24 protein-coding genes are annotated in these 24895 nt (G+C 37.5%); 16 read left to right on the forward strand and 8 right to left on the reverse strand.

Going from position 1 to position 24895, the window contains the following annotated elements:
• Positions 1-254: 254 nt before the first annotated feature.
• Positions 255-728, forward strand: a complete 474-nt coding sequence (locus ACQKNZ_RS01005; RefSeq protein ID WP_427657561.1) for a hypothetical protein — start codon at positions 255-257, stop codon at positions 726-728.
• Positions 729-767: 39 nt separating this feature from the next.
• Here the strand turns inward: ACQKNZ_RS01005 and ACQKNZ_RS01010 are convergent, their stop codons facing one another.
• Genes ACQKNZ_RS01010 through ACQKNZ_RS01025 form a run of 4 tightly spaced genes read right to left on the reverse strand, consistent with a single transcriptional unit; the run spans position 768 to position 2936 of the window.
• Positions 768-1148: an SLAP domain-containing protein gene (locus ACQKNZ_RS01010; RefSeq protein ID WP_427657563.1), complete on the reverse strand. Its 381-nt coding sequence runs from the start codon at positions 1146-1148 to the stop codon at positions 768-770.
• A gap of 36 nt (positions 1149-1184) precedes the next feature.
• A complete protein-coding gene (locus ACQKNZ_RS01015; protein WP_427657565.1) occupies positions 1185-1484 on the reverse strand; it encodes a hypothetical protein in 300 nt (99 codons plus the stop codon).
• Positions 1466-2455: an anti-sigma factor gene (locus ACQKNZ_RS01020; protein ID WP_340862403.1), complete on the reverse strand. Its 990-nt coding sequence runs from the start codon at positions 2453-2455 to the stop codon at positions 1466-1468. Before ACQKNZ_RS01020 ends, ACQKNZ_RS01015 begins: the two co-directional genes overlap by 19 nt.
• Positions 2448-2936, reverse strand: a complete 489-nt coding sequence (locus ACQKNZ_RS01025; protein WP_427657567.1) for a sigma-70 family RNA polymerase sigma factor — start codon at positions 2934-2936, stop codon at positions 2448-2450. The genes ACQKNZ_RS01020 and ACQKNZ_RS01025 overlap by 8 nt, the downstream gene beginning before the upstream one ends.
• A gap of 147 nt (positions 2937-3083) precedes the next feature.
• Here ACQKNZ_RS01025 and ACQKNZ_RS01030 point away from each other — a divergent pair, with 147 nt between their 5' ends.
• Positions 3084-4058 carry a macro domain-containing protein gene (locus ACQKNZ_RS01030; RefSeq protein ID WP_427657569.1) on the forward strand — a complete coding sequence of 325 codons (975 nt, stop codon included), beginning with the start codon at positions 3084-3086 and terminating at the stop codon, positions 4056-4058.
• Positions 4059-4102: 44 nt separating this feature from the next.
• Here ACQKNZ_RS01030 and ACQKNZ_RS01035 read toward each other — a convergent pair whose 3' ends face one another.
• Together ACQKNZ_RS01035 and ACQKNZ_RS01040 are read right to left on the reverse strand one after the other, a co-directional pair.
• Positions 4103-4327, reverse strand: coding sequence for a sulfurtransferase TusA family protein (locus ACQKNZ_RS01035; RefSeq protein WP_144538438.1), 225 nt, complete (start codon positions 4325-4327; stop codon positions 4103-4105).
• 70 nt (positions 4328-4397) lie between these two features.
• Positions 4398-5453, reverse strand: coding sequence for a YeeE/YedE family protein (locus ACQKNZ_RS01040; protein WP_151113794.1), 1056 nt, complete (start codon positions 5451-5453; stop codon positions 4398-4400).
• A gap of 211 nt (positions 5454-5664) precedes the next feature.
• On the opposite strand from ACQKNZ_RS01040, the gene ACQKNZ_RS01045 reads away from it, so the two are divergent.
• Both ACQKNZ_RS01045 and hemH read left to right on the forward strand, forming a co-directional pair.
• Positions 5665-6321 carry a vWA domain-containing protein gene (locus tag ACQKNZ_RS01045; RefSeq protein WP_427657571.1) on the forward strand — a complete coding sequence of 219 codons (657 nt, stop codon included), beginning with the start codon at positions 5665-5667 and terminating at the stop codon, positions 6319-6321.
• Positions 6322-6486: 165 nt separating this feature from the next.
• Positions 6487-7398 (forward strand): ferrochelatase, encoded by a 912-nt coding sequence (gene hemH / locus ACQKNZ_RS01050; RefSeq protein WP_427657573.1) that lies wholly within the window; start codon positions 6487-6489, stop codon positions 7396-7398.
• A gap of 46 nt (positions 7399-7444) precedes the next feature.
• Here hemH and ACQKNZ_RS01055 read toward each other — a convergent pair whose 3' ends face one another.
• Positions 7445-7810: a hypothetical protein gene (locus ACQKNZ_RS01055; protein WP_427657575.1), complete on the reverse strand. Its 366-nt coding sequence runs from the start codon at positions 7808-7810 to the stop codon at positions 7445-7447.
• A gap of 233 nt (positions 7811-8043) precedes the next feature.
• On the opposite strand from ACQKNZ_RS01055, the gene ACQKNZ_RS01060 reads away from it, so the two are divergent.
• The 12 genes from ACQKNZ_RS01060 (at position 8044) to ACQKNZ_RS01115 (ending at position 24122) form a co-directional block, all read left to right on the forward strand.
• The gene (locus ACQKNZ_RS01060) at positions 8044-8751 is read left to right on the forward strand and encodes an alpha/beta fold hydrolase (protein WP_427657577.1); all 708 of its coding nucleotides are present in this window, start codon (positions 8044-8046) and stop codon (positions 8749-8751) included.
• Between the two features lie 121 nt (positions 8752-8872).
• The gene (locus tag ACQKNZ_RS01065; RefSeq protein WP_427657579.1) at positions 8873-9520 is read left to right on the forward strand and encodes an SIMPL domain-containing protein; all 648 of its coding nucleotides are present in this window, start codon (positions 8873-8875) and stop codon (positions 9518-9520) included.
• Positions 9521-9617: 97 nt separating this feature from the next.
• Positions 9618-10823, forward strand: coding sequence for an EAL-associated domain-containing protein (locus ACQKNZ_RS01070; RefSeq protein WP_340862411.1), 1206 nt, complete (start codon positions 9618-9620; stop codon positions 10821-10823).
• A gap of 232 nt (positions 10824-11055) precedes the next feature.
• Positions 11056-12267, forward strand: coding sequence for a NupC/NupG family nucleoside CNT transporter (locus ACQKNZ_RS01075; protein WP_427657581.1), 1212 nt, complete (start codon positions 11056-11058; stop codon positions 12265-12267).
• A 244-nt stretch (positions 12268-12511) separates the two neighbouring features.
• Positions 12512-13285, forward strand: a complete 774-nt coding sequence (locus ACQKNZ_RS01080; protein ID WP_151111581.1) for an ABC transporter ATP-binding protein — start codon at positions 12512-12514, stop codon at positions 13283-13285.
• A gap of 16 nt (positions 13286-13301) precedes the next feature.
• A complete protein-coding gene (locus ACQKNZ_RS01085) occupies positions 13302-15179 on the forward strand; it encodes an AMP-dependent synthetase/ligase (RefSeq protein WP_151111580.1) in 1878 nt (625 codons plus the stop codon).
• Positions 15176-16060, forward strand: coding sequence for a branched-chain amino acid ABC transporter permease (locus ACQKNZ_RS01090; protein WP_427657584.1), 885 nt, complete (start codon positions 15176-15178; stop codon positions 16058-16060). The genes ACQKNZ_RS01085 and ACQKNZ_RS01090 overlap by 4 nt, the downstream gene beginning before the upstream one ends.
• A gap of 4 nt (positions 16061-16064) precedes the next feature.
• Positions 16065-17126 carry an ABC transporter permease subunit gene (locus ACQKNZ_RS01095; RefSeq protein WP_144538449.1) on the forward strand — a complete coding sequence of 354 codons (1062 nt, stop codon included), beginning with the start codon at positions 16065-16067 and terminating at the stop codon, positions 17124-17126.
• Between the two features lie 37 nt (positions 17127-17163).
• A complete protein-coding gene (locus ACQKNZ_RS01100) occupies positions 17164-18378 on the forward strand; it encodes an ABC transporter substrate-binding protein (protein WP_340862412.1) in 1215 nt (404 codons plus the stop codon).
• A gap of 20 nt (positions 18379-18398) precedes the next feature.
• Positions 18399-19190, forward strand: coding sequence for an ABC transporter ATP-binding protein (locus tag ACQKNZ_RS01105; RefSeq protein WP_144538451.1), 792 nt, complete (start codon positions 18399-18401; stop codon positions 19188-19190).
• 541 nt (positions 19191-19731) lie between these two features.
• Positions 19732-22470: an EAL domain-containing protein gene (locus ACQKNZ_RS01110; protein WP_427657587.1), complete on the forward strand. Its 2739-nt coding sequence runs from the start codon at positions 19732-19734 to the stop codon at positions 22468-22470.
• A gap of 14 nt (positions 22471-22484) precedes the next feature.
• Positions 22485-24122, forward strand: coding sequence for a thiamine pyrophosphate-binding protein (locus ACQKNZ_RS01115; RefSeq protein ID WP_342577896.1), 1638 nt, complete (start codon positions 22485-22487; stop codon positions 24120-24122).
• 51 nt (positions 24123-24173) lie between these two features.
• Here the strand turns inward: ACQKNZ_RS01115 and ACQKNZ_RS01120 are convergent, their stop codons facing one another.
• Positions 24174-24881: a hypothetical protein gene (locus ACQKNZ_RS01120; protein WP_342577897.1), complete on the reverse strand. Its 708-nt coding sequence runs from the start codon at positions 24879-24881 to the stop codon at positions 24174-24176.
• Positions 24882-24895: the final 14 nt, after the last annotated feature.

Genomic DNA, 24895 nt, shown 5'->3' on the forward strand with positions numbered 1-24895 from the left:
TACACAGGGTGTAGAAAAAGTAAAAGTAAGAGATTAATAGAGATATAGTTTTAGGAGGAACAAAATGTTTAAAATATTTTCTACAAAATGCTCCATTTGTCATAGAAAAGCAGGCCCTTACCGTTTGTTTAAAAGTCCAGAGGGAAAGAAGCTGAAACTTTGTTATGGCTGCTCAGAATATGCAACGAGACGAGCTTATAAAAAATTGTCATAAAAGAAAAATATAAGATTTGTAACTAGAGTGGAGGGTCTTGTTGAAGAAAAAAATTTACATCCTTTTAGGAGCTCTCATATCGTTTGTGCTCTTTGTATGGGGAGCTCTCTATTTAAATGAACGGTTATTTCAGGGGGAATATTATCATTACGAAGATGGCGTGACAATTGAGGTGACTAATTCAAGTGACCAAACAGTAAATGATTTGAAATACTATTTCACTGTAGTACCACAGGAATTAGGAGAAATTTCGAGTTTAGAGCCTGGAGAAAGAAAGGTTTTATATACACCGAAAATTGAAGGAGAAGGGAGTGACCGGAGTTTATACTTCGAATATCCTCTGAACAATACTTCTTTAGTAAAAGAGACTTTAGCTTACTTATCTTCCTACATACCTAGTAAAGTGGTGATTGTTCTTGAAATAATAGATGTGGATCATATAGGAAGAATTTCTTACCAAATAAAAGGATATGAAGATATATTTGGGCGATTTGAATATGATAACACCCACTAATAGAGGAAAGAAAGAGAAAATATTAATTCCTGCCTCTCTCTATTTATCTATGAGAATAAAACCTCTTAATGAACGTGCTCCTTCTTCCAAATTATGCTTAGGAAATATAAATGTCCAAGGCATACTAGCTTTAGGAGGGATTATAAGCATCGGTATTGTGAATAGGTGTCTTGCCTTTATCTCGTTGCCAATGGCATAGACTAACCGAGTCTGGTCAAAGATGAGCTCCTGATCGGTAAAATTATGTACCAGGACAGTTACAAGAAACTCTTTTTTATAATTGATTGCTTCCCGAATAGGAGTGAAAAGAATATCCTCGATCATCAGGTCTTTCGTTTTCAGAAAAATGAGTTCAATTTGTTCTCGATCCTGGGTAGCTACTGCTTTGTCCCAGGACTTTTCCCATTGTAGCTTCTGCATATTAAATCCCTCCTCATGAAACTAGTTTAGCATTTCTTACGGAAACGGGATAACCATCCAGCCTAAAAAGAAAATAACTGTTTGAAATAGCATGAGAAATACTCCCAAACCAATACCCCAAACACTTAGTGATCGGCTAGTTCTTGAAAATAGAGCCAAAACGCTTAAAATAATCGTAAGTCCAACTGCAATTGAGTAAAGGCTATTTATATCAATAGCAAAGTTTGTTAAAATCCCGATGTTTAGAAAAAAAAGAGCAGCCAATCCACTTAAAATTCCAATCCAGCCTGCAATGTTTAATATACGATCGAAACGTTTTAATGTGACCAATTCCATAATTTCACCTCACCAATTTTTAATGTCCGTATAACGCTTAGATCCTTTAATCCAAGCAGGTCTTGTTTTGGACCTGTCACTACTACTGCGTATGTCTTCACACCATTTTTTTCTATATATTCAATGCGTTCAGATAGAGCTAAATTCTTAGCGCTAGACACTTCTGTCGCTAATTCTTCATGCTTAACGATAAACTGGAGAATATCGATAAAAGCCTCTTCATTGGAAGCCACATCTCTAAAAGGTGACCAATAAGTTTGATCAAGCTGTATAGGATAACCAATTGGAGAAACGACATCTCCATCCTTACTTAAATTTTTGTCTTCTACACCAGTATCAATAGCTGCCCACACGATATCTACATTAGGCATTAGTTTTTCTATTTCTTCTACATCTACTACATCGTTTAACGAAATGTAGGCCTCTGCTACTGTTTCATCAGGTAAGCCTTCGAGAACCTTCCATTCACGAGAATTATCAATTTCATTGCGATTATCTGGGTGGGTCAACCAAGGATTTGTTTCTGTAGGATGTTTAGCACCCACTCGCTCAAGAGATGTATCCACTTCTTTTTTAGAAAGGCTCCCTAGCGTAAATTGTAAGTTGTAAGTGTTCGCTATATAATCCTCTTCTCCGATACGTTTATACTGGTCGAATCCTAGTTTCATAGAAAAGGGGGTAAATTCCATGTCAAATTCCATTTCCTCTAGTGAAGTGTTGGGTTCCGTCACGTATAATGTGTTGCTCGCAACATCCATTAGTGTTGTAGAGCTTGTACCAAATGCATAGTAGATAAAGGTTAAAAGATAACTGATTGGCACAATGAGTAATCCAGTTGTAAGGGTTGCAAGAATCAATTTCCACCTAGATGAAGAAATACTTCTTCTCATAGATTTTTGTAATTTATTTGTATCAGTTGCATTCTCCCAATCTCTTTTGGAGTTCGCAAGTAATTTCTCATATTCATCCATTTTTCGTTTCCTCCTTTGTCAGTAACAACCTCATTTTCTTTCTCCCACGAAGTAAATGGCTCTTCACTGTATTTAATTTCAAGTCTAATATATTAGCTGCCTGCTCATAAGTGCATTCATGTACGTCACAAAGCATTATTGTCTGCTTTTCATATGGAGATAACTGATCCAATAACTTTAAGAGCGCTCGGTATGATTCTTCCTCCAATACAACTGTCTCGGGGGTATCTATAGTTTGGGTTTCATTATTGTTAGAAGGCTGCGTGTGGTTTTCCTTCCGTATGTAATCTATAAATGTATAGTAGGCCACTTTAAATAACCACGGCTTGATATCTCTAATTTCATTGGAAAGTAAAGCGATGTGGGCTTTATAAAACGTGTCCTGCATTAAGTCCTCTGCGATAGCTTTATTTTTGCACAGAGAATAGATGTAACGATAAATATCGTTCACATACTGTAAATAAAGCATTTCAATGTCCATTTCTTCCCACCTTTCACATTATCCTCGTATGGAGTATTTAAAAAGTTGCAATAAAATAAAAAAATATGTCATACTTTTCAACTTGTTCTGTTTTGTCTATCATTTAACTTAATAGAAAATGACCGTGAGGGAAAGGGGATAGAGAGTATGCCATTAGAAATCGTTCGAAACGATATTACGAAAATGCATGTAGATGCTATTGTTAATGCGGCAAATCGAGACCTCCAAATGGGAGGCGGTGTATGCGGAGCAATCTTTCAGGCGGCTGGATCGACGAGGCTACAAGAGGCTTGTAATAATCTAGGGAGTTGTCCAACAGGCGAAGCTGTAATGACCGAAGCCTTTCAATTAAAAGCTAAATATATTATTCATACAGTAGGGCCAGTATGGGAAGGTGGTTCAAATAAAGAAGAGGAGCTACTAAAGGCATGCTACAAAAATTCATTGGATTTAGCTTCATCATATGGATGTGAATCTATTGCTTTCCCTTTAATTTCTTCCGGTATATACGGTTATCCAAAGGAGCAGGCACTACAAGTTGCAATTTCTACGATAAGTTCCTTCTTAATGAAACATGAAATGCTTGTTTATATCGTTGTGTTTGATAAAAAAGCGTTTAAATTAAGTGAGAAACTGTTTAGGTCTATCGAAGAATTTATCGATGAGCATTATGTAGACGAAATGGATTTAAGCTTCGGGAGGAATAGAAGGGAAAGGTATCTACAAGAAGATTTAATGGAGGTGCAATCCAATCAGACTCTAGAGGAAATGGTAGAGCATATGGATAAGTCCTTCTCCGAGACGCTTCTTTGCTACATAGACGCGAAGGGTATGAGTGATGTGGCAGTATACAAAAGAGCGAATATTGATCGTCGTCTGTTTTCTAAAATCAGAAATAACAAAGATTATACCCCATTAAAGAAAACTGTAGTTGCCTTTGCCATTGCTCTACAATTAGATCTAAAAGAAACAAATGAACTACTAGGAAAAGCAGGCTATACGCTATCTAGAAGTCATAAATTTGATGTTATTATTGAGTACTTTATCCAACAAGAAAACTATAATATATTCGAGATTAATGAGGCCCTTTTTAGTTTTGACCAAGTAATATTAGGAGCATAAAAGAAAAAGAGGGATCCTGACTAGTGTCTGGATCCCCTAATATATTATTTCTTTTTAACTGTAATTGTCCAAGCTGCATCACTTAGCTGTTCGTAGTTAGTGATGTTGTGTCCTTCTTCTGCTGCCCAACGAGGGATGCTTTCAGTAGCCTGTGTACAATCGAACTCAATTACAAGCTCGTCACCTGAGTTTAATTCAGCGATAGCTTCTTTTGCTTCTACTAAAGGGAAAGGACAAACCATTCCCATAACTTCTAATACTTGTTTCATATAAAATCTCTCCTTTTTTATGATAAGTAATTTTTAAAATTGGTGGTTGAGGAGCAGTCTCTCGCACTTATTAAGCTGTTTTTACACTTGCTTTCATTGCTTTGTTTTTTTGGCGTCCACGGACAAATACGAAGTATACCGCAGTCCATGTTCCGAGAATCATAAATACTAAAGCAATCCAACCTTGCCAAGTCATCATGGCAGTCATAACTAAACCATTACCTATAGAGCATCCACCAGCTAAGCTAGCGCCGAAGCCCATTAAATTACCACCCACAAAACTATTAATACCCGTTTTAACATCGGGCATTCTGAAGCGGAACTCACGGCTGGCTTTTGCTGCGATAAATGAGCCGATGAAAATACCAAGCACTAAAAATACGCCCCAATTGATAAACGCAGTGTCACCGGTAGTTAAATACTGGAGAATGTTAGCGGAAGGAGTAGTAATCCCTAGCCCACCTATACGTCCTGTTGCCACACTTAATGGCCATGCTAAAACTGCAATAGCCCCAACTAAAACTGCTGTTACAAATGGATGCCAGCGTTTTTCAAATAAAATATGTGCTAACCCAGTTCTTTTAGCTTTCAATGATGGAATGAAGACTTTTGGTTTCGTTACTTCTTTATAAACAATCCATCCTACAATAGCAACTAATATTCCTATTAAAATCCATACATTGATTCCAAGTGTTTCGGGAATTGAGTTAGTTGATAGCTGAGGAGAGCTTATTTTATCGTTTAAAGGTACCAATACCCCAGTTTTCATGATTGTAGCCATTAGCATATATCCTGCTAAAGCAATCCAGCTTCCGATTAAGCCTTCTCCAGCACGATACCAAGTACCTGTCGCACATCCTCCTGCTAACACAATACCGATACCAAAAATAAATGAACCTACTATAATTGCTAATAATGGTAGAGTCCCAGCATTAAATTCAAAAACGCCTAACTCTATTAATGTATAGACACCTACACTTTGAACGGCAATTGCTATTAATAACGCATAAAACATGCGATTGTCTTTTGTTAAGTACATGTCACGGAAGCCGCCAGTCAAGCAAAATCTCCCACGTTGCATGACGAATCCCAATAGGGCTCCACAAAATAAGCCTGTAATGAGCATTTGTATCACGTTTATCCCGCCTTCTTTTTAATTCATACTAAACTGATAGGAATATATTACATTGGAACAGTAATTATGACAATGTTTTTGCTCGAAAAAAATGATTGCCAATTTGTGGAGAGAAATATGAATGTCCCTTCGAAAGCGACCTTTTATATAGTAGTAATTGATATTCTACATTTGTAAACAAAAAACAAATGGAGGAAATATAATGAAAAATAATTTAACAGAACTAGTTTTTATATTAGACAAAAGTGGTTCAATGGCAGGGCTGGAGACAGATACTATTGGAGGGTTCAATGCCATGCTTGCGAACCAAAAGAAGGAAGAAGGAGAGGCAATCGTTACAACCGTATTGTTTAACGATAACTATGACCTATTGCATGATCGGATAAATGTTAGGGGTGTTTCGTCAATCACGGAGCGAGATTATCAGGTAGGGGGGATGACAGCTTTACTCGATGCAATAGGATCATCCATACAGAAAATCGGGAATATACAAAAAAGAACTAGCCACGAGGAACGTGCAGATAGGGTGTTATTTGTTATTACGACTGATGGGATGGAAAACTCTAGCTGTGAGTACACATATGAAAAAATTAGAGCAATGATTTCACATCAGAAAGAAAAGTATGGGTGGGAATTCATATTTCTCGGCGCCAATATTGATGCAATTGCTACTGCGGCTAATTTTGGGATTGCAGAGGAGTTTGCAGTAAAATACCATGCAGACAAAGAAGGAACTCGCTTGAACTACGAATCTGTTAGTAACGTAGTATCCTCCTATCGAAAAGGTACCAAAATAGATCGTTCATGGAAGCAGGGAATAGAGAGAGATTTTAATAGCCGCAAGCAACAAAGAAAATAAACATATATATATAATAAGGTCAGTCAAACGACTGGCCTTTTCTTTTGAAATAAAGTAGATGCTTTTGTCTAGATTTCATCATATTGGAGTTCAAATGATAAAAGCTATGATGCTCTTTTATTTTTCTTATTATGTCTACTAGACTAGAAGGGAGTAAAAAGAACAATGATTGGAATTATTTTTTATGCGTATGGAGCTCCAAAATCAAAAGATGATTTACCTGATTTTTTTGCCCACCTTATTCAAGGGAAAGAGGTAACCATAAAGATGATAGGGGACTTTGTTAAAAGATATCGAGAGTTCGGATCCAATGATCCATTGGGTGCACATTCCGAACGCATTGCTCAAGGGTTGGAGAAATTATTGTCTAACTATCCTAAAGACATAAAAGTATATAATGCCTACAAGCATACGTCTCCTTATTTAGATGAGACGCTTAAGAGAATGCTAGAAGATGGGGTAGATACCGTTGTTACTTTCTCAGTAAACCCTATATTTTCTCTGAGTGGAGCTGGTGTGTATCAAAAAGAAGTAGAGGATTTCCTAAATCGATCAGGAGAAAATAAAAAGCTTATTCATATCAAAAAATGGAATACTCACCCAGCTATTATTTCTGTTTACGCCGATCGAGTGAGGCGCGCCTACAAGTGGCTTCCGGCACATGTACAGGATGATGCATTTGTATTATTTACCGTCCATAGCCAACCTCTCTATCCAGAAGGAAACGATGATTATATTGAACAATTTCAAGCAATGGCTCAGGCTGTTGCAAGAGAAGCTGGGGTATCTAACTGGATGATGTCTTATCGCAGTGCTAGCAGTAAGGTAGGATGGCTTGGTCCAGATGTTAAGGATACTATCAGGTCGTTAGCAGCAGCGGGCTCCCGAGGATTTGTAACATGCGAGCTTTTATCCATAGTAACTGACATGGAATCCTATTTTGAAATAGGAAGAGATACACAACTTGTTAGCGAAGAGTTAAAGGTGGAGTTTGTCCGTTCTGAATTTCCCGGAGATTCATTTGATACGGTTATTGCATTGGCGGAAATAGTGAAGGAACAAATAACGAAGTGTTAAACAAAAAAAGAACCTCATTTGTCTGAAGTTCTTTTTATAGCTATTACTATTCATACAACGTAATATCTAAGTCCCCATCTTCCTGATAAATAGCTAGAATTCCATTATGATCATTGACGTAAGGCTTTGCCTTTTCAAGCAAGGCTTCCTTTGTATCCTCTGAGAAAATAGCGCGTTCTCCATCTTCCTTTAGTAGTACCCAGTCATCCTCTCGGGCTTTTACTTCATATCTTGGTCGGCCGCTATCATCTCCGTTCACTGCCTTCCTAGCCTGAGCAGTTGCAATAGCAATTGCTCTTCCTTCATCCGTGTCATCTCTTAATAATGCATTGGCTATTTCAATAGCCTTCTCTCGAACGTCTGGCTCAAGATTTTTCATTGAATCCGGATAATCATTTTTACTCCACGGCATCCCTATCGCCTCCTTGCTTAAAATTTCCCGAAAACTATTTAATATAAACATACGAGTTGGAAATATTGAAGGAAAAATAGGAGCACACTTTCAATTGACTAAATATTTTTAATTTATATATATTTAACTTTTCTATTTATGTATAATTTTACATATACCATATTTTGTAAGGGTTATTCGGATGTATCCATCTTTAACTAAACATGAGCAATTGATTGGAGAGGGGCTACTAAATGATTTTACATACACATATTCAGGGAAGTGGAGAGCCGCTTATTTTTTTACATACTGGACTACAGACAGGGGATACTGATTTTAAATATCAAAGGGAGTTTTTCTGCAAAAGCTATCAGGTGTTCTCTCCAGATTTAAGAGGGCACGGTCAGTCGGCCTCAGATGAAATAGAAGACTTCTTTATAGATTCTGCACATGATTTATTAGAAACCATCGAGCATTATGGATTAGCTAAGGTTCATTTGGTTGGATGTTCACTTGGAGCTATTGTGGCTGTACAATTTGCAAGGCTATTTCCAGATAGCGTTCATACACTTACTGTTTCGGGCATTATGCCTGTTAAACCAAATAACTGGCTTGATTTACATATGCAAGACGTAAGGACTCAGGAAAAGGTTTTGCTAAACGATGAGTTCGTCCATTATTTCAATCAACTACATTTATCTGATTGGAGGCGGTTCATCTACTTAGGGAAAAAAGAGGGTTGGTATCCTTTTGAGGATATGTTATCAATGTATCGATTCCATTTCCCTGTACTTTACATAGTAGGGGAAAACAATGCTCATGAAACCGTGGGAGCAACAATTTATCCGAAAGAAAACAAGCATATACATGTGGCCATAATTCCTTTTGCAGGACATTTAGTGCATGAGGATCAACCGGTTATTTATACAAACGTAGTGGAGGCATTTCTAAAGAAACATTGATGCTGCAAGAAAGAAATGTAACAAGAGTCCAATATTCTCCGCTTGTGAAATTATTATTTTAAACAAGTTTTTTGGATGAGGAGCATATGCTATTTGTATATGCAATATGGAAGGGGATCTTATGTATACAAATGCTTTACAGCCTTGTCCTCTAATTAGAACAATTTCCGTTAATGGGGAGGGAACGGTAAAGGTTCCGCCGAATCATGCTTTCCTGCAGGTAGAAGTTAGTACGGAAGGCAACGAAGTAGAGGAAGCTCAACAAAGAAATGCAGCAATTATGAATCAGGTTATTCAATCTATACTGGAGTTAGAAATTCCGAGAGAGAATATTCAAACCGCTGTATATAATATTTTCCCTCGTTACGATTTTGTAGATGGGAACCAGGTTTTCAGAGGATATGAGGTGACTAATGCCATCTCAGTGAAAATACCTGACGTAGGCCTAGTTGGAAAAGTAATTGATACAGCAGTCAGTAATGGAGCTAATCGAATTTCTTCTATAGAATTTCGATTAGATAACGAAGAAACATACTATCAAATGGCACTTAGCAAGGCATTACTTAATGCACAATCAAAGGCTAAGACGATAGCAGATACGATGAGGCTTTCTGTTGCTCCTCAAGTAATTGAAATAGTGGAAAACAACGAAGGAAGCCCTATAGTGCCGTATAGAATGATGTCACTGGATTCTGCTGTCGGAGCAACTCCTATTGAACAGGGCGTTATCACGATTAAAGCAAATGTTACAGTTAAGTTCCAGTTTTAATAATTATAATTTTTTTTGTATAAAAATACGAAAAGTCCATTTGCATAATACCTTTTTACGACTTATCATGTATTTATGGAGATAAGGGGGGGTCAGGATGGATGCAATCGATGTTCTAACTAACTTAGATAATGTAAAGGTTTATTTTCAGCCTATCTTTAGCGCAGACGAGCATGTCGTTGTTGCATACGAGGTTTCTGGCAAACTAAAATACGATGACAAGCTCCTCGACCTAAATAGTTTCGCTTACGATGAGGAGGTTCCCGAAGAATATAGAAATGATGTGGAGCATAAAATCCTCCATATTGCTTTGGGAGAGCTTGTTAATCAGCCAAAGAACTTTGATATTTATCTGCCATGTAATGCTAATTTGCTTGTGCTAGATTACGGAGAAAGCTTCTTTGAAATTATCAAGCACTATATTCCTGAGGAAGAACTTTCTCGAGTGGTTTTAGTGATATCTGAACATGATTTTAAAGGTGATTTTCATCAATTAAATAACGTAGTGCGCTATTTCAAAACTTATGGAATAAAAATAGCCATTAACCAGCTAGGCTCTGAGAGTCATTTAGACTATATTCAAATGCTTGCACCTAATATACTTAAAGTAAATATTGAACAGCTAAGCTATGAATCATGGGGAGTACAAAATGACCTCTTTACATCACTTAGTTCATTGGCGCGTAAAATTGGAGCAAATATGTTGTTCGAAGGTATCGATACTGTCCATCAACTTCAATTTGCTTGGAAGAATAGTGGCAGATACTATCAGGGGAAATATTTGGCTGAAGCAAGTACAGTACTAATTCCTCGTAATCAACTAAAGAAAAGCTTTAAGGATAGATGTCGTCAATTTATTGCTACTGAAAAACGGATATTGGAAGAGAATTTTAATGCATTGAAGGAATTACAAAACAAACTAGAGAAAAAGGTCCAAGCGATTAAATCATCTAGTGAGGATGTAAATCAATTATTGCAATTGGCGGAAGAATTGGGTGAATACTCATTCCGTCTTTATATTTGTGATGAGGAGGGCTTCCAGACATCACCGAATATTGTTCGAATTGATTCCAAATGGCGAATTCAAGAAGAAGCAATTAATAAAAATTGGAGCTGGCGACCATACTTTTTGAAAACCATCATTAAAATGAGAAATGATCAGAGTGGCGTGTTCTCGGATGTTTATAGTGATATTGAAACAGGAGAAATGACGAGAACTTTCTCAGTTCCAATCAATAACAGCGAGTATATTTTTATTGATATTTCCTATGACTATTTATTTAAAAAAAATATATTCAGATAAAAGAAAGCAGGCTTTTTTTAAAAGTTTTACATCGTCAGTATTTCTAAACTTTAAGACAATTGAATATTAACTCCGTCGAAATCTTAGAAATAAGATTTCGATTTTTTTATGTGTGTCAATATAAATTATTATAAAATGATTAACCGGTTTTTTCGAAGAAAATAGGGAATAGCTAGAATATGTCTAAATTGAGTAAAGCTATTAACACACTAAAAAAGAAGGTGTTTTGCATATGAATATACTTTGGGGAATGGCTGGTATTCTTGTTGTTTTAGCGCTAGCATTTCTTCTCTCCAATGCCAAAAGGTCAATAAATTTAAGGACTATATTAATTGGCTTAGCCATACAGCTTGTATTTGCATTTATCGTATTAAAGTGGGATTTAGGGCGGAAAGCATTGCTTATGCTTTCAGAAGGGGTACAAAATTTAACTGGGTATGCTAGCGAGGGTATCTCTTTCTTATTTGGTTCACTATCTGATGTTGATCAGTTTGGTAGCATCTTTGTTATACAGGTTTTGACCATTATTATTTTCTTCTCAGCTTTGATTTCTGTTTTATATTATTTGGGCATCATGCAATTTTTCATAAAAATTATTGGAGGAGGACTTTCAAAGCTTTTAGGAACTAGTAGAGCTGAATCAGTATCGGCTGCTGCTAATATCTTTGTTGGACAAACAGAGGCTCCTTTAGTTGTTCGTCCCTTTATTGCAAATATGACCAAATCAGAGCTTTTTGCCGTTATGACTGGAGGACTTGCATCAGTATCGGGATCTGTTTTAGTAGGATATTCATTATTAGGCGTACCTCTCGAATACTTACTTGCTGCGAGCTTCATGGCTGCACCAGCGGGACTGATAATGGCAAAATTAATCTTTCCTGAAACTGAAACAATTGATGATACAAATTTTAAGCTGGAAAAGGATGATTCAAAAGTAAATGTTATTGATGCTGCTGCAAGTGGAGCAGCAGATGGGATGAAACTGGCAGTGAATGTGGGGGCAATGTTATTAGCATTTATTGCTTTGATTGCTCTTTTAAACGGCCTTATTGGCGGAATTACTGGGCTATTCGGCTATAATGGAGTTACTATAGAAGGTATTTTAGGCTTTATCTTTTCTCCACTAGCTTTTGCAATAGGCGTCCCGTGGTCGGAGGCAGTGGAAGCCGGGTCCTTTATAGGTCAAAAGCTAGTTTTGAATGAGTTTGTTGCCTATAAGTCATTTACTGATGAGATGGCGGGACTTTCCCAAAAAACAAATCTTGTTGTAAGCTTTGCTCTTTGCGGCTTTGCAAATTTGAGCTCAATGGCAATATTGTTAGGTGGATTAGGTTCATTGGCTCCAAACCGACGAGAGGATATTGCACGCCTAGGATTTAAGGCGGTTATCGCTGGAGCGTTAGCGTCATTATTGAGTGCAGCAATAGCGGGAATGTTTTTATAAAATAGAAAAATTATTTGTCGAATAATGATTTTACAAAACCTCCTATGGGACTAGACATAGGGGGTTTTTATTTTGATGAATAAAAGATATTTACCACCACTCATTTTAATTCAACAGTTTCAAACATATAACGACAAAATATTAGGAAATAAGTCGCATTAATTTCATTGACAAAGCTATTGAATGTAAAGTAATATTCAAAAAAAGCTTAACTGTAAACCCTTACATAAAAGGAGGAGTCCTAGTGGATCCTATATTAGAGATAAAAAATGTTTCTTTACAATTTGGTGGAGTGAAGGCGCTAGAGGATGTCAGCTACCATATAAACAGAGGGGAGATTTTTTCATTAATAGGGCCAAATGGAGCTGGGAAAACTAGTATGTTGAATTGTATCAGTGGTCTCTATCATCCGACTAGTGGCTCCATTTTATATAATGGACAGGAAATTATAAATATGAAGCCTTATAATCGTACTGCACTAGGGATTGCTAGAGCATTTCAAAATATAGCGTTATTTGCCCATATGTCCGTTCTTGATAATCTAAAGCTTGGAAGACATTCATTGATGAACTCAGGTCCTCTAAGTGGCGGGTTATACGTTGGGAAAGCAGCAAGGGAAGAGATAGAGCATAGAAAGAAGGTAGAAGAGGTAATTGAATTTTTAGAGTTACAGGATATTCGTCATATTCCAGTCGGCACGCTGCCTTATGGATTACAAAAAAGAGTGGAGGTAGGAAGAGCGCTGGCATTAAGTCCTGACTTGATATTATTGGATGAACCAATGGCCGGGATGAATAATGCTGAAAAAGATATTATGTCTCACTTTATCTTGGAAATGCATGAGGTTATGGATATAACGGTAGTATTAATTGAGCATGATTTGGGTGTTGTAATGAATTTATCTGACCATATAGCTGTGTTAGATTTTGGTAGGCGTATTGGTTTTGGAACTCCAGCAGAAATTCAAGAAAATCCAGACGTTATAAAGGCCTATATTGGAGAAGAAACCGTTATTTAGAAAGGGGAAACTAGGAATGGATAGAAAAACATTACCCACTCTTTTAGCGGAAAGGTCTGCTAACCATCAGCAAGAGATTGCTCTAAGACAAAAGCATCTAGGAATATGGAATGAGGTAACTTGGGGAGAATATGTTAAAAAGGTAAATCAACTGTCTATTGTTTTATCTGAATATTTTGATTTTTATAAAGGAGAAAGTCTTGCGATTATTGGGGATAATAGGCCTGAGTGGGTTTATACTCAGCTTGCAGTTCAAAGTTTAGGTGGCGTAGCAGTAGGGATTTATCCAGAATCTTTACCCGAACAGCTTGTATTCTACTTAAATGACTGTCAAGCGCGTATTGTAGTTGTTGAAAATCATGAGCAAGTAGATAAATTATTAGAAATTGAAGAGCAAATACCGTTAATTGAGCAAATAATCTTTTATAACAAACAGGGGATGAGGAATTATAAGCATCCGAAGTTGGTAGATTTTGAGGATTTATTAACGGATGGGATAGCATTGTTGAGAGAAAGAGCAAAATTCTCTTTAGAACCACTTCCAGAGGTTTTCGCAGATGATCCAGCAATCATTGCGTATAGTGCAGCTACATCCGGAACGCCTAAGGGAGTTATTTTAACTCATGCAAATCTTATACAGGCAGCAGTGGGTCTGTTAGCAATAGATAAAGTGAAAACGAAGGATGATTATTTTTCCTTCCTACCTTTTGCATGGGTTCATGAACAGATATTAGGAATAGTAACTCCATTAATAGAAGGAACAGTAGTTAACTTCCCTGAAAGACCCCAAACAGTTTTAGGAGACTTAAGAGAGATAGGGCCACACACATTATTAGCGCCGCCAAGAGTCTATCAATCTATTATGTCTAGCTTTACTAACAGAATGGAAGCATCTAGCAAATTTAAAAAGACTATTTTTAGATACTTTAAGAAATTCGGTGACAAGGTAGCTTATGCAGAATTAAACCAAGAATCTCTTCGATTCATTGATAAAGCCATGTATATATTAGGAGATATGGTCATTTTTAGTGCTATCCGAGACCATTTAGGATTGGCAAGAGTTAAAAGAGCCTATGTTGCAGGAGCGGCATTACATTCAGAAGCGTTTTACTTTTATCACAGCATCGGAGTAAACCTTAAGCAAACCTATGGGGGAACTGAGGTTGCTGGAATAGCCTTTGTCCAAAGAGATAAAGAAGTAAGAGCCGGGAGTTCAGGGAAGGCTCTACCAAATACGATGGCTAAAATTGGCGAGGATGGAGCAGTTTATATTAAAAATACTGCTGTTACAAACGGCAGCGTAAATGGGGAAAATGAACAGGGATTAGACGGATGGATATCCTTAGGGGATTGCGGTCACCTTGAGGATGATGGCCATCTATATATATTAGATCGAATAGAGGATATTATTGTTAACCAAAATGGTGAGGTTATATATCCAAGATTGATAGAAAGTAAGTTGAAGTCAAATCCCTACATTCTAGAGGCAGTTTGCTTTGGTCAAAATAAGCCATATGTTACTGCCATTATAAATATGGATTGGATAAGCGTGGGGAGATGGGCAGATAAGAAAAAAATAACTTATACAGAATATGCGGAGTTGGCCAGACACAGTCAAGTAATAGAGTTTCTTGAACGACAGGTGTCATTACTAATGAATGAATTGCCTGCCTTTGCAAGGGTAAAAAAATTTACTCTTCTACACAAGCCGTTTTCTGTGGATGATGGAGAGCTCACCCGAACCTATAAAATTAGAAGGAAGTTTATAGAAAATCGTTATGAGATGCTAATAGATGGTATGTATACAGAAAAAGAAAACATCTCTATGGGGATGAGTGAGAATGAGGTTTTGCGAGTGGTTCAACTAAATAGAGAGCAGGAGGTGACTTTATGACATTTTTTCTTCAAATGCTTGTCACTGGTGTGGTCGTAGGAAGTATCTATGGACTTGTAGCATTAGGATTCGTGTTGATTTATAGGGCAAGTGGTGCACTAAATTTGGCAAATGGAGAGTTTGTTATTATAGGTCCCTATATTTGCTTAGTTTTGATAACTGCTTACCGTATTCCATTTTTCATTGCATTGCTGATAACACTTATATTCAGCGCACTCCTAGGGCTAATCGTGGAGCGATTAGTTATTAGACCAATACAAAATGCGCCTGTCGTGTCCGTTATTATGGCGACTATTGGACTGTCTAGTTTGTTGGGAGGAGCAGTTCATATGATTTGGGGTCATCAAACAAGAATGTTCCCTAAAATATTCCCGACGACGCCTATAAATATTTCTGGGATTATTATTAGTCCCGTTTATCTTTGGTCCTTCGCAATTGTGATAATTCTACTCACGATATTCCTATTGCTGTTCAAATTCTCTAACATGGGAATCGCCATGCGAGCGGTAGCGGATGACCGACAGGCTGCTATGTCTATGGGCATAAGTGTGAAATATGTGTATGCAGCGACCTGGACTATAGCTGCTGTAGTTGCGGCGGTAGGTGGAATATTACTAGGAAATATCAATGGACTGAGCCCCACTATGTCAGCTATTGGTTTGACCGTCCTTCCAGTTGTAATTCTAGGTGGATTGGACAGTGTTCTTGGAGCAATTGTAGGTGGTTTTGTAATTGGTATTCTTCAAAATCTGGCGGGAGGATACATAGATCCACTCGTTGGAGGAGGTTTAAAGGAGGTTGCTCCATTTATAGTGGTTTTACTCATCTTAATGTTAAAACCATACGGATTATTTGGTAGTAGAACAATTGAGAGGGTGTGAACCTGTGAGAAACCTGTTTGTTAGAGAAAGTGGAAATTATAAAACCTCCTATTTAGATGACGCCAAAATGTTTGGGACGACCTCTGGCAAGGTCAAGGGTCTATTAATAGTAGCGATAGTCCTCCTGCTCCCATTAGTTACCACCAATTATTGGATAGGCTTGCTTACTTTATGTGCTATCTCGGCAGTTGGGGCAATCGGACTTAATATATTGACCGGTTTTACAGGCCAAATCTCTATAGGAGTAGGAGCATTTTTAGGAGTGGGGGGATACACCTCAGCTATTCTTACTTCCACATATGGATTGAGTTTTTGGATTTCTCTACCACTAGCTGGCATTATTACAGCTTTAATAGGGGGACTGTTTGGAATACCGTCCCTGCGCTTGAAAGGATTGTACTTGGCGATTGCTACTTTGGCTGCACAAGTTATTATTTTATTCGTCATTAGTAGATGGGATAGTTTGACGGGCGGCACTGCTGGGATGGTCTTGAATCGGCCGAAGGTGGGAAATGTGTCTTTGACAAGTAATACACAGTATTACTATCTTTGTGTCATCATTTTATTACTCACAATCATGTATGCCACTAATTTATTGAGAACGAGGACTGGCCGAGCTTTTCTAGCTGTCAGAGACAGAGATATTGCCGCACAAATAATGGGGATTAATTTATTTAAATATAAAGTGATGGCTTTTGCCATAAGTTCATTTTTTGTAGGAATCTCTGGTGCATTGCTTGCACACTATACGATGATTGTAAGTCCCGAGCTCTATAATTTCCATGTATCTATTGAGTACCTTGCCATGATTTTAATAGGTGGTTTGGGAAGTGTGTTCGGTTCTATTTTAGGGGCGGCATTTATCACGCTGCTGCCTGTAATGCTAGGCTCATTCATAGATATTTTGGCAGCATTTATGCCTGATTTCTATCAGCTGTTTTCAGCCTTTAAAGACTTTGTATTTGGAGCGGTGATAATTTTGTTCTTAATCTTTGAGCCAGGGGGACTCGCACATATATGGATCAATATAAAGAAGTACTTTAGGCTTTGGCCATTTTCATATTAGCTAGTTAGTTTTTCATTAGAAGCAAGGGGGATTGAGGATGAAGTTGAGAAGTAATAAATTTATATTCACAATAATGGGTATTCTGTTCGTGTTGCTATTAGGCGCTTGTTCAGAGGAGGGTGCATCCGAAGGCAGTGATGGTGCTAGAAAGGTAGTTGTTGGTGGCCTGTACGATATTACTGGCGGAACTGGGGACGTGGGAACACCATACGCTGAAGGAGAGAAAGCATATTTTAAATATGCAAAGGATAAAGGAGAAATAGAGGGTGTTGATTTGGTGTTAAACGGGAAGGATTATGCTTATTCTATTCCAGAAGCCCAAAAGATTTATCAAGAGCTACGTGATAAGGAGAAAGTCTCTGCAGTTCTTGGGTGGGGAACTGGAGATACAGAAGCATTACGTCAGCAAGTGGCAAGTGATAAGCTTCCATTCTTCTCTGCATCTTATTCAGAGAGCTTGAAAAATCTAGAGGAAAGTCCTTATAACTTCTTAGTTGCAGCATCATATTCAGACCAAGGAAGATCTGTGCTTAAGTGGATTAAGGATAATCATAAAGGATCAGATCCAACGGTAGCACTATTATATAATGATACAGCATTTGGACGTTCACCAATTGAAGATATTAAAGCCTATGCAGCGGAAATTGGTATTAAGATAGTGGATGAACAAATAGTGGATGTTCAAGCTACAGAGGCGCAATCTCAATTACTGAATATGGAGAAGAAAAATCCAGACTATGCAATTATCCAAGAAACATGGGGTGCAACGGCAACAATTCTACGGGATGCTAAAACCCTAAATATAGACACTCAATTCATCGGCTTGAATTGGGCCTCTGGTGAAGGAGTTATTACAATGGTAGGAGAAGAAGTGGCAGAGGGCTACATTGGTATTCTTTCTCACGCTCTACCATACGAGGATCATCCAGGAATGACAGAGGTGGAGGAATATTTAAAATCTGAGGGAAAAACAATAGAGGATATCAATCAAAAGTTTATCCAAGGCTGGTCGGCCGCCAAAATCATGGTTGCTGGTATAGAAGAAGCTGCTAAAAAGCATCCAGATGGTGATATAACAGGAGAAGAGATCCGATCTGGTCTTGAATCTTTAAAAGAATTTGATCTTGGTGGACTTGGAGCACCTGTAAGCTTTAGCGCTGACAATCATACAGGTACGGAGCAAACTCGTCTAGGAATTGTGAAGGGTGGAAAATGGGAACCTTTGACGGATTACTTTAGCTATAAGGACTAAAATAGAAAAGAGGAACTGGCATGCTAAAAGTTAATAATGTAGAAGCAGTATACTCAAAAATTATTTTAGCTTTAAAGGGAACAACCCTTCAGGTTCCAACCGGAGATATCGTGGCTCTTTTAGGTAGTAACGGTGCAGGGAAATCGACAACACTTAAAGCTATTTCGGGGCTGCTTTATGCCGAGGATGGGCAATTAACAGACGGAACTATCGAATTTGAAGGTAGGTTATTAAAGGGACTTACTCCTGATGTAATTGTAAGACACGGTATATTCTTGTGTATGGAGGGTAGACGCGTTTTTAAAGATTTAACGGTAGAGGAAAATCTTATGGCGGGTGCATTCACTCGAAAAGACCGTTCAAATATAAAAAAGGATATAGAAAAAATATATGGATATTTCCCAAAGCTTCAACCTCTATCTTCCCGAAAGGCAGGCTTCCTTTCAGGTGGTGAGCAGCAAATGCTTGCTATAGGCAGAGGGATTATGGCTAAGCCTAAGCTGCTGCTATTGGATGAACCGTCCTTAGGGATAGCACCTTTATTGGTGAAGGAAATATTCCAAAATATAAAGCAAATAAATAAGGAGGAAGGTACCTCTATCCTAGTTGTAGAGCAGAATGCCAATGTGGCATTATCTATCGCGGATTATGGATATATAATGGAAAATGGCAGAGTAGTTTTGCAAGGTGACGCTCCAAGTCTTCTGTCGAATACAGAGGTAAAGGAACATTATTTAGGAATTGGTAAAGATGGAGAGAGGAATTACAGAGACAATAAGGAAGTTAGGCGTAAACAGCGAATGGTTTGGTGATAAATCTAAAAGAGTGTGGCGAACCTTGCGGAGATGCCGCTGAACTTTGCAGAGATGAGTTCAAATCTTGCGCAAAAGGATCCCAATGTTGCAGAGAAGTCGCAGAACCTTGCACAAAGAGCATCTTCAAGGAAATATTAAGAGGAGTATATTCTCATTGCGTCTATTTCAATATAGTCAATGGATATCTACTCGCTACAATGAAAAACCTATTATACTATTTTAAGGATGAACTCTAAGTTCATCCTTTTTTTAGTTTATAATACACCTATACACCTATATAATTACTCGCTAATAAATCACTTATAAATATAGAACAGGAAATTTAGGTACTAAGCTCTATATTTTTGGTTTTAATATTTTGTTAATAGGGAAAAGTATTAATATTTACAATATATTTTTTGATGAGAAAGTTTTAGTTCTTCCTAATTCTCGATAAATAATAATATTACTAGATTTATTGACAAAAAAAGGTGTTATTATAGATATTAATTTAACTAAAATGAAAGACTTATAGATTATTCAAAAATGGAGGTCCCTTATGAAAAAGCAAACGAGATATTCTCGTCTAGCACATATAACTAAGTTGATTAATACTACATTAGACCTAAGAGAAGTATTGGAGCAAGTCGTCAAGGCTATATCCGAGGAGATTGTTCGATGCGATTCTGTAGGAATTTATTTGCCGCAGCAGGATGGACAATTTAGAGGCTTCGTTGGAAAACCGGATTTTATCAATGGTTTTACGTTAGATATGCATATGATCGAAACGGAATATGACTTACTTGCAAAAGAAGTGATAGAAACGCAAAAAACTATCTACATACCCGACACTTCGAAGGATTCAAGGCCAGATCCAAGAGCCGTAAAATCCTTTCAGATAAAGTCTCTATTAGCTTTACCTATCTCATTTGAAAGTGAGCTTTTTGGACTTGTTTTCTTATTCGATTACGGTTCGCCTATGAATTTGACGGAAGATGAAATCCAAACAGTAGAGGCTTATGTCAATATGGCTGGAGTAGCTATTCAAAATGCTACAAATCTTACGCGCAAGGAAAACCTTATAGCAGAAAAACAATTACTTTTGGACCATACCAGAGAGTTATCCATGTGTTCAACCATGCAGGAAGTCATAGACCGCTGTTTCTTTTATGTCGGTAAGGTGTTAGGCAACTATAACATCGGGGTTCATTTATTGGATCCTATGGCTGAAAAAAATATTAAGCCAGCCAGCCTGAGTCAGAATAGTGACTGGACAGAAGAAGACTGGATGAAAACGCATAAAACTTTGAAGGTAGACGAAAATGACCCTGTATTTCAGGAGGTTATTTTAACTAAAAAAGCCATAATGATTCCAGACGTATTTGCTGACGAACGTCCTAATCATGAGGCCTGTAAAACATTTGGTATAAAAGGGATGTTCCTATTTCCATTAGTAACAATGGGAGAGGTGCTGGGGTTAATCGCAGTTGTGAATCTAGATGAAGAAGAATTGGAGTATTCGGAGTCCGACATTCTTCTGACCCAATCTATCGTAGATGCGACTGCGGCAAGCCTATCTAATCTGCTTTTCATGGACAAGCAGGAAACCATCATAGAAGAGAGAACATCGGAAATTCGCGTTAAAAACACAGAATTGGAAAGAGTAGTTCATGAGCTGCAACATTTAAGTAAAGAAAATGAGTTAATATTAAACTCTGCAGGTGAGGGAATTTTTGGAATAGATTTGGATGGAAGAATAACATTTTGTAATCCCGCTAGTGAAAAAATGCTTGGATACGAAAAGGGAGAACTAATTGGAACACCATCGTCTACAGTTATTTGTCATGAGCCAGACCATTCGCCATACGGAGAGACAGTACAAATGTTTTGTAAGAAAGATAAAACAATTTTAGCTGTAGAATATGTACTTTCTTCTATAGAAGAGGATGAAAACGTGATAGGGCAAGTTGTAACATTTAAGGACATCACTGAAAGAAAGAAAATGGAAGAAGAGATTAGATATCTTGCATATTATGATAGTTTAACTGATCTCCCAAACAGAGTTTTGTTAAACGATAAGTTAAAAAAAATACTAGAAAACAAAGAACAACAGGTGGCAGTTTTGTACTTGGATCTAGACCGTTTTAAGTTAGTTAATGATAGTTTAGGACACAGCTATGGCGACTTGTTGCTTCGCGAGGTGGCAAACCGTCTGAAAATTATAATTCCAAAAGAAGCAATTGCTTCCCGACAGGGGGGCGATGAGTTCACTGTTGTTCTGCCTGACATTAATGGTATAGAAGATGTGTTACTTGTAGTAGACCATATCTCGGACATATTCTCTCAGCCTTTTTCCTTAATGGGAAATGAAGTATACATTAAAACGAGCATAGGAATCAGTATGTTTCCTAAAGACGGTGAAGATGGAGAAGTTTTAATAAAAAATGCAGACGCTGCCATGTATAAATCTAAGGAAAAATCCGGAACTGGATATCACTTCTTTGAGAGTGAGATGAATAACCGATCATTAGAGAGCATTAAGCTGGAAAATGCCCTATATAAAGCGCTAGACCGAAATGAATTAGATATATATTATCAGCCACAAATTGATAGTAGGACAAACTCTATTATAGGAGTTGAAGCCCTTTTGAGATGGATTCACCCAACAGAAGGGATGATTTCTCCAGCTGATTTTATTCCCATTGCAGAGGATACTGGTTTAATAGTGCCAATCGGAGAATGGGTATTAGAAAATGCTTGTAAGCAATTGAAGAAATGGCACGAAGAGGGGAATCATTCATTGAGCGTTTCCGTTAACTTATCAAGTAGACAATTTGAAGAAAATGATTTAGTAGAAGTAGTTCAGAGGATTTTAATCGATGTAAATTTGGCGCCCGAATTTTTACATTTAGAGCTGACGGAAAATCAAATCATCAAAAACAAAGACTTGACGGTTGAAATGATGGAGCAGCTAAAAGAGATTGGCGTGAAGATAGCGATAGATGACTTTGGCACAGGCTATTCGTCATTAGGATATCTTAAGAACTTTCCAATTGATGCGTTAAAAATCGACAAATCATTCATTCAGGATATTAGAGAAGGTGATGATAGTAATTCAGCCATTACCAATACGATCATCACACTAGCACAGAATTTGAAGCTTAACGTAATTGCGGAAGGTGTCGAAACAAAGAAACAGTTAGATTTTCTGTTGTCAAAGGATTGCTATTTAATGCAAGGATATTATTTTAGTGTTCCTTTAAAAGCAGAGGCATTAAAAGAAAAATATTTGATTTAATAGGGGGATATGAAATGAAGGCTGTTCGTTCTGTGTTGGAATATTTAAAGGGGATTGGTGTACAACACGTATTTGGAATACCAGCAGGCTCTGTGAATGCTTTTTTCAATGAATTATATGATATGCCGGAGATAACGCCAATTGTTACTAAGCATGAGGGGGCAGCCTCTTATATGGCGGCAGCCTATGCAAAGTACTCCAATCAGCTAAGTGTGTGTATTGGAAGCAGTGGACCTGGCGGCACTAACTTAGTGACAGGTGCAGCAAATGCGATGAGAGAGCACTTGCCGATTTTGTTTTTAACGGGAGCTGTACCTGTGAGCACGGAAGGCTTAAATGCTTCTCAAGAGCTTGATGCGGATCCTATTTATAAATCTGTAACGAAGTATAGTGTGACAGTAAGAGACTCAAAGGATTTGTTAAAGGAGATTGTAAAGGCTACAAAAATTGCTGTTTCTGGAGTACCTGGACCAGTTCATATTGCTATGCCAATTGATGTTCAACAAGGGCCTAGTGGCATTGAAGAGATTCCTGCCATACTAGTACGAGAAGAAGTAATACCAAACCTTGAAACGATTAAGCTGGTAGCTAAAGAGCTAGTGGAAAGAAAAAGTGGTTATATATTTGTAGGGCAAGGAGTTAGAAATTCTGTAGACCTATTATTTGAGTTAGCCGAAATGCTGGAATGGCCAATAATGACAACGCCTGTCGCAAAAGGCTATGTTCGCCAAGATCACCCATTATCTGCTGGAGTATTTGGATTTGCAGCTACAGAACAAGCCACTAATCTTATAAATGATGGAGACGGTAAGTCACTTTTAATTATTGGTTCAAGCCTTGGAGAAACAGCGACTAATAACTATAATAGCAGTCTTACTGATGGGCGCTTTACGGTTCAAATGGACTTCGATGAAACCGTCTTTAATCGCAAGTATTCAATTGATATCCCTGTCCTAGGTGATATTCAACTAAGCCTTTCTGCGTTAATAGAGGAGCTTAAGTCTATAGGGCTTAAGAGAAAAGAAATGGCGTTTAATAGAAAAGAAAATAATGACCAAATTCTAGATGAGTATAGCACTAAGAATGTATTGCTACAGTTGCAGTCTTATCTTCCTTCTTCTACTCGATACACAATAGATATTGGGGAATTTATGGCTTATGTTATTCATCATATGGATGTTCTTGAATATAGCACATTCGATATAAATGTTCATTTCGGTGCTATGGGAAGTGGTATAGGGTCTGCCATAGGTGCAAAACTTGCGGAGCCAGATCGTCCTACAGTTTCAATTACAGGAGACGGATGTTTCTTCATGCATGGGATGGAAATTTTGACTGCTAAAGAATACAATATTCCTGTTCTATTTGTTGTTATGAACAATGCCCGATTAGGCATGGTATACCATGGACATAATCTGCAATACAAACGTGTTCATCCAACATTTGCACAAGAGCCAATTAACATTGCTGCAATGGCTGCAGCAATGAACATACCTAGTATTCGTATAGAAGAAATGGAAGACCTGAATGAGGAAGTAGTTAATAGCCTCCTTCAGATGAATGGCCCGGCTATATTAGAAATATCTTTGGTGGATAACAACATTCCTCCGATGGGAGATCGGGTTAAATTCCTTTCATCATTTGGAAAATAAAATATAAAAGCTCTTATCTGTTTTTCTCAGGTAAGAGCTTTCCTTATATATTTACATGGCATGGCTGTACTTAGTATTTATCACTTCTATTAAACTATCAAGGACCTGTTTTTTAAATGCGTCAGGTACTGGCTGGTTATCAGAAGTACAATAGTAATAACACATTTTTTCATGGTCATAGGTAAAACCAAGACTATTTAAGTTTTCATGTAAACTTTCTGGTAAGCCGTCTAATCCAGTTTTAAGTTTAAAAAAATCAGTTGCTATTATGTATACATCTATGTCATTTGCTCCAGTAGATACAATAAACAAATCACTGTCCTGTCGAAGAATCCACTGTTTTTTAGAATATAAGGAGATTCCTTTATTTTCTAAGAATGCAAGACCATTTGTGTTAATGCCAAAAAGCTTTTTTAATAGAGCACGAATTTGCTCGCCGGTCCATTCTTGTTGATGATTGGATAAATACCAAGTAATAGCTGCCTTTGGAGAAGGATCTTCTAGCTTTGCTGAAGTTTCCTTGTCTAACAGATAAGCTTTGTCTAAATCAATATAAAAAGCATGGTGGACAAAATGGGCAATTGATTCGGTATTTACTTGTATCTCTTCGGAATCAAAATATCGATCCATTGCTTCAATTTTAGACATATTCTTAAGCCTTGAATCTAATGATATTTCATCTAACCCTTCTTTTTTTAAGGTATGAATAATTATTTGATCAATAGATGGGTGGTATTTTAAAGAAAATGAGTATGCCATAATATTCCTCCTTA

The sequence above is a fragment of the Psychrobacillus sp. NPDC093200 genome, from assembly GCF_050280345.1.
In the GTDB taxonomy this organism is placed as follows: domain Bacteria; phylum Bacillota; class Bacilli; order Bacillales_A; family Planococcaceae; genus Psychrobacillus; species Psychrobacillus faecigallinarum.

Excerpts from the sequence above, each read along its gene's own strand:
- ACQKNZ_RS01010 (WP_427657563.1), bottom strand. The coding sequence starts at position 1,148 with ATGCAGAAGCTACAATGGGAAAAGTCCTGGGACAAAGCAGTAGCTACC.
- ACQKNZ_RS01015 (WP_427657565.1), bottom strand. The coding sequence starts at position 1,484 with ATGGAATTGGTCACATTAAAACGTTTCGATCGTATATTAAACATTGCA.
- ACQKNZ_RS01020 (WP_340862403.1), bottom strand. The coding sequence starts at position 2,455 with ATGGATGAATATGAGAAATTACTTGCGAACTCCAAAAGAGATTGGGAG.
- ACQKNZ_RS01025 (WP_427657567.1), bottom strand. The coding sequence starts at position 2,936 with ATGGACATTGAAATGCTTTATTTACAGTATGTGAACGATATTTATCGT.
- ACQKNZ_RS01030 (WP_427657569.1), top strand. The coding sequence starts at position 3,084 with ATGCCATTAGAAATCGTTCGAAACGATATTACGAAAATGCATGTAGAT.
- ACQKNZ_RS01035 (WP_144538438.1), bottom strand. The coding sequence starts at position 4,327 with ATGAAACAAGTATTAGAAGTTATGGGAATGGTTTGTCCTTTCCCTTTA.
- ACQKNZ_RS01040 (WP_151113794.1), bottom strand. The coding sequence starts at position 5,453 with ATGCTCATTACAGGCTTATTTTGTGGAGCCCTATTGGGATTCGTCATG.
- ACQKNZ_RS01045 (WP_427657571.1), top strand. The coding sequence starts at position 5,665 with ATGAAAAATAATTTAACAGAACTAGTTTTTATATTAGACAAAAGTGGT.
- hemH (WP_427657573.1), top strand. The coding sequence starts at position 6,487 with ATGATTGGAATTATTTTTTATGCGTATGGAGCTCCAAAATCAAAAGAT.
- ACQKNZ_RS01055 (WP_427657575.1), bottom strand. The coding sequence starts at position 7,810 with ATGCCGTGGAGTAAAAATGATTATCCGGATTCAATGAAAAATCTTGAG.
- ACQKNZ_RS01060 (WP_427657577.1), top strand. The coding sequence starts at position 8,044 with ATGATTTTACATACACATATTCAGGGAAGTGGAGAGCCGCTTATTTTT.
- ACQKNZ_RS01065 (WP_427657579.1), top strand. The coding sequence starts at position 8,873 with ATGTATACAAATGCTTTACAGCCTTGTCCTCTAATTAGAACAATTTCC.
- ACQKNZ_RS01070 (WP_340862411.1), top strand. The coding sequence starts at position 9,618 with ATGGATGCAATCGATGTTCTAACTAACTTAGATAATGTAAAGGTTTAT.
- ACQKNZ_RS01075 (WP_427657581.1), top strand. The coding sequence starts at position 11,056 with ATGAATATACTTTGGGGAATGGCTGGTATTCTTGTTGTTTTAGCGCTA.
- ACQKNZ_RS01085 (WP_151111580.1), top strand. The coding sequence starts at position 13,302 with ATGGATAGAAAAACATTACCCACTCTTTTAGCGGAAAGGTCTGCTAAC.
- ACQKNZ_RS01090 (WP_427657584.1), top strand. The coding sequence starts at position 15,176 with ATGACATTTTTTCTTCAAATGCTTGTCACTGGTGTGGTCGTAGGAAGT.
- ACQKNZ_RS01100 (WP_340862412.1), top strand. The coding sequence starts at position 17,164 with ATGAAGTTGAGAAGTAATAAATTTATATTCACAATAATGGGTATTCTG.
- ACQKNZ_RS01105 (WP_144538451.1), top strand. The coding sequence starts at position 18,399 with ATGCTAAAAGTTAATAATGTAGAAGCAGTATACTCAAAAATTATTTTA.
- ACQKNZ_RS01110 (WP_427657587.1), top strand. The coding sequence starts at position 19,732 with ATGAAAAAGCAAACGAGATATTCTCGTCTAGCACATATAACTAAGTTG.
- ACQKNZ_RS01115 (WP_342577896.1), top strand. The coding sequence starts at position 22,485 with ATGAAGGCTGTTCGTTCTGTGTTGGAATATTTAAAGGGGATTGGTGTA.
- ACQKNZ_RS01120 (WP_342577897.1), bottom strand. The coding sequence starts at position 24,881 with ATGGCATACTCATTTTCTTTAAAATACCACCCATCTATTGATCAAATA.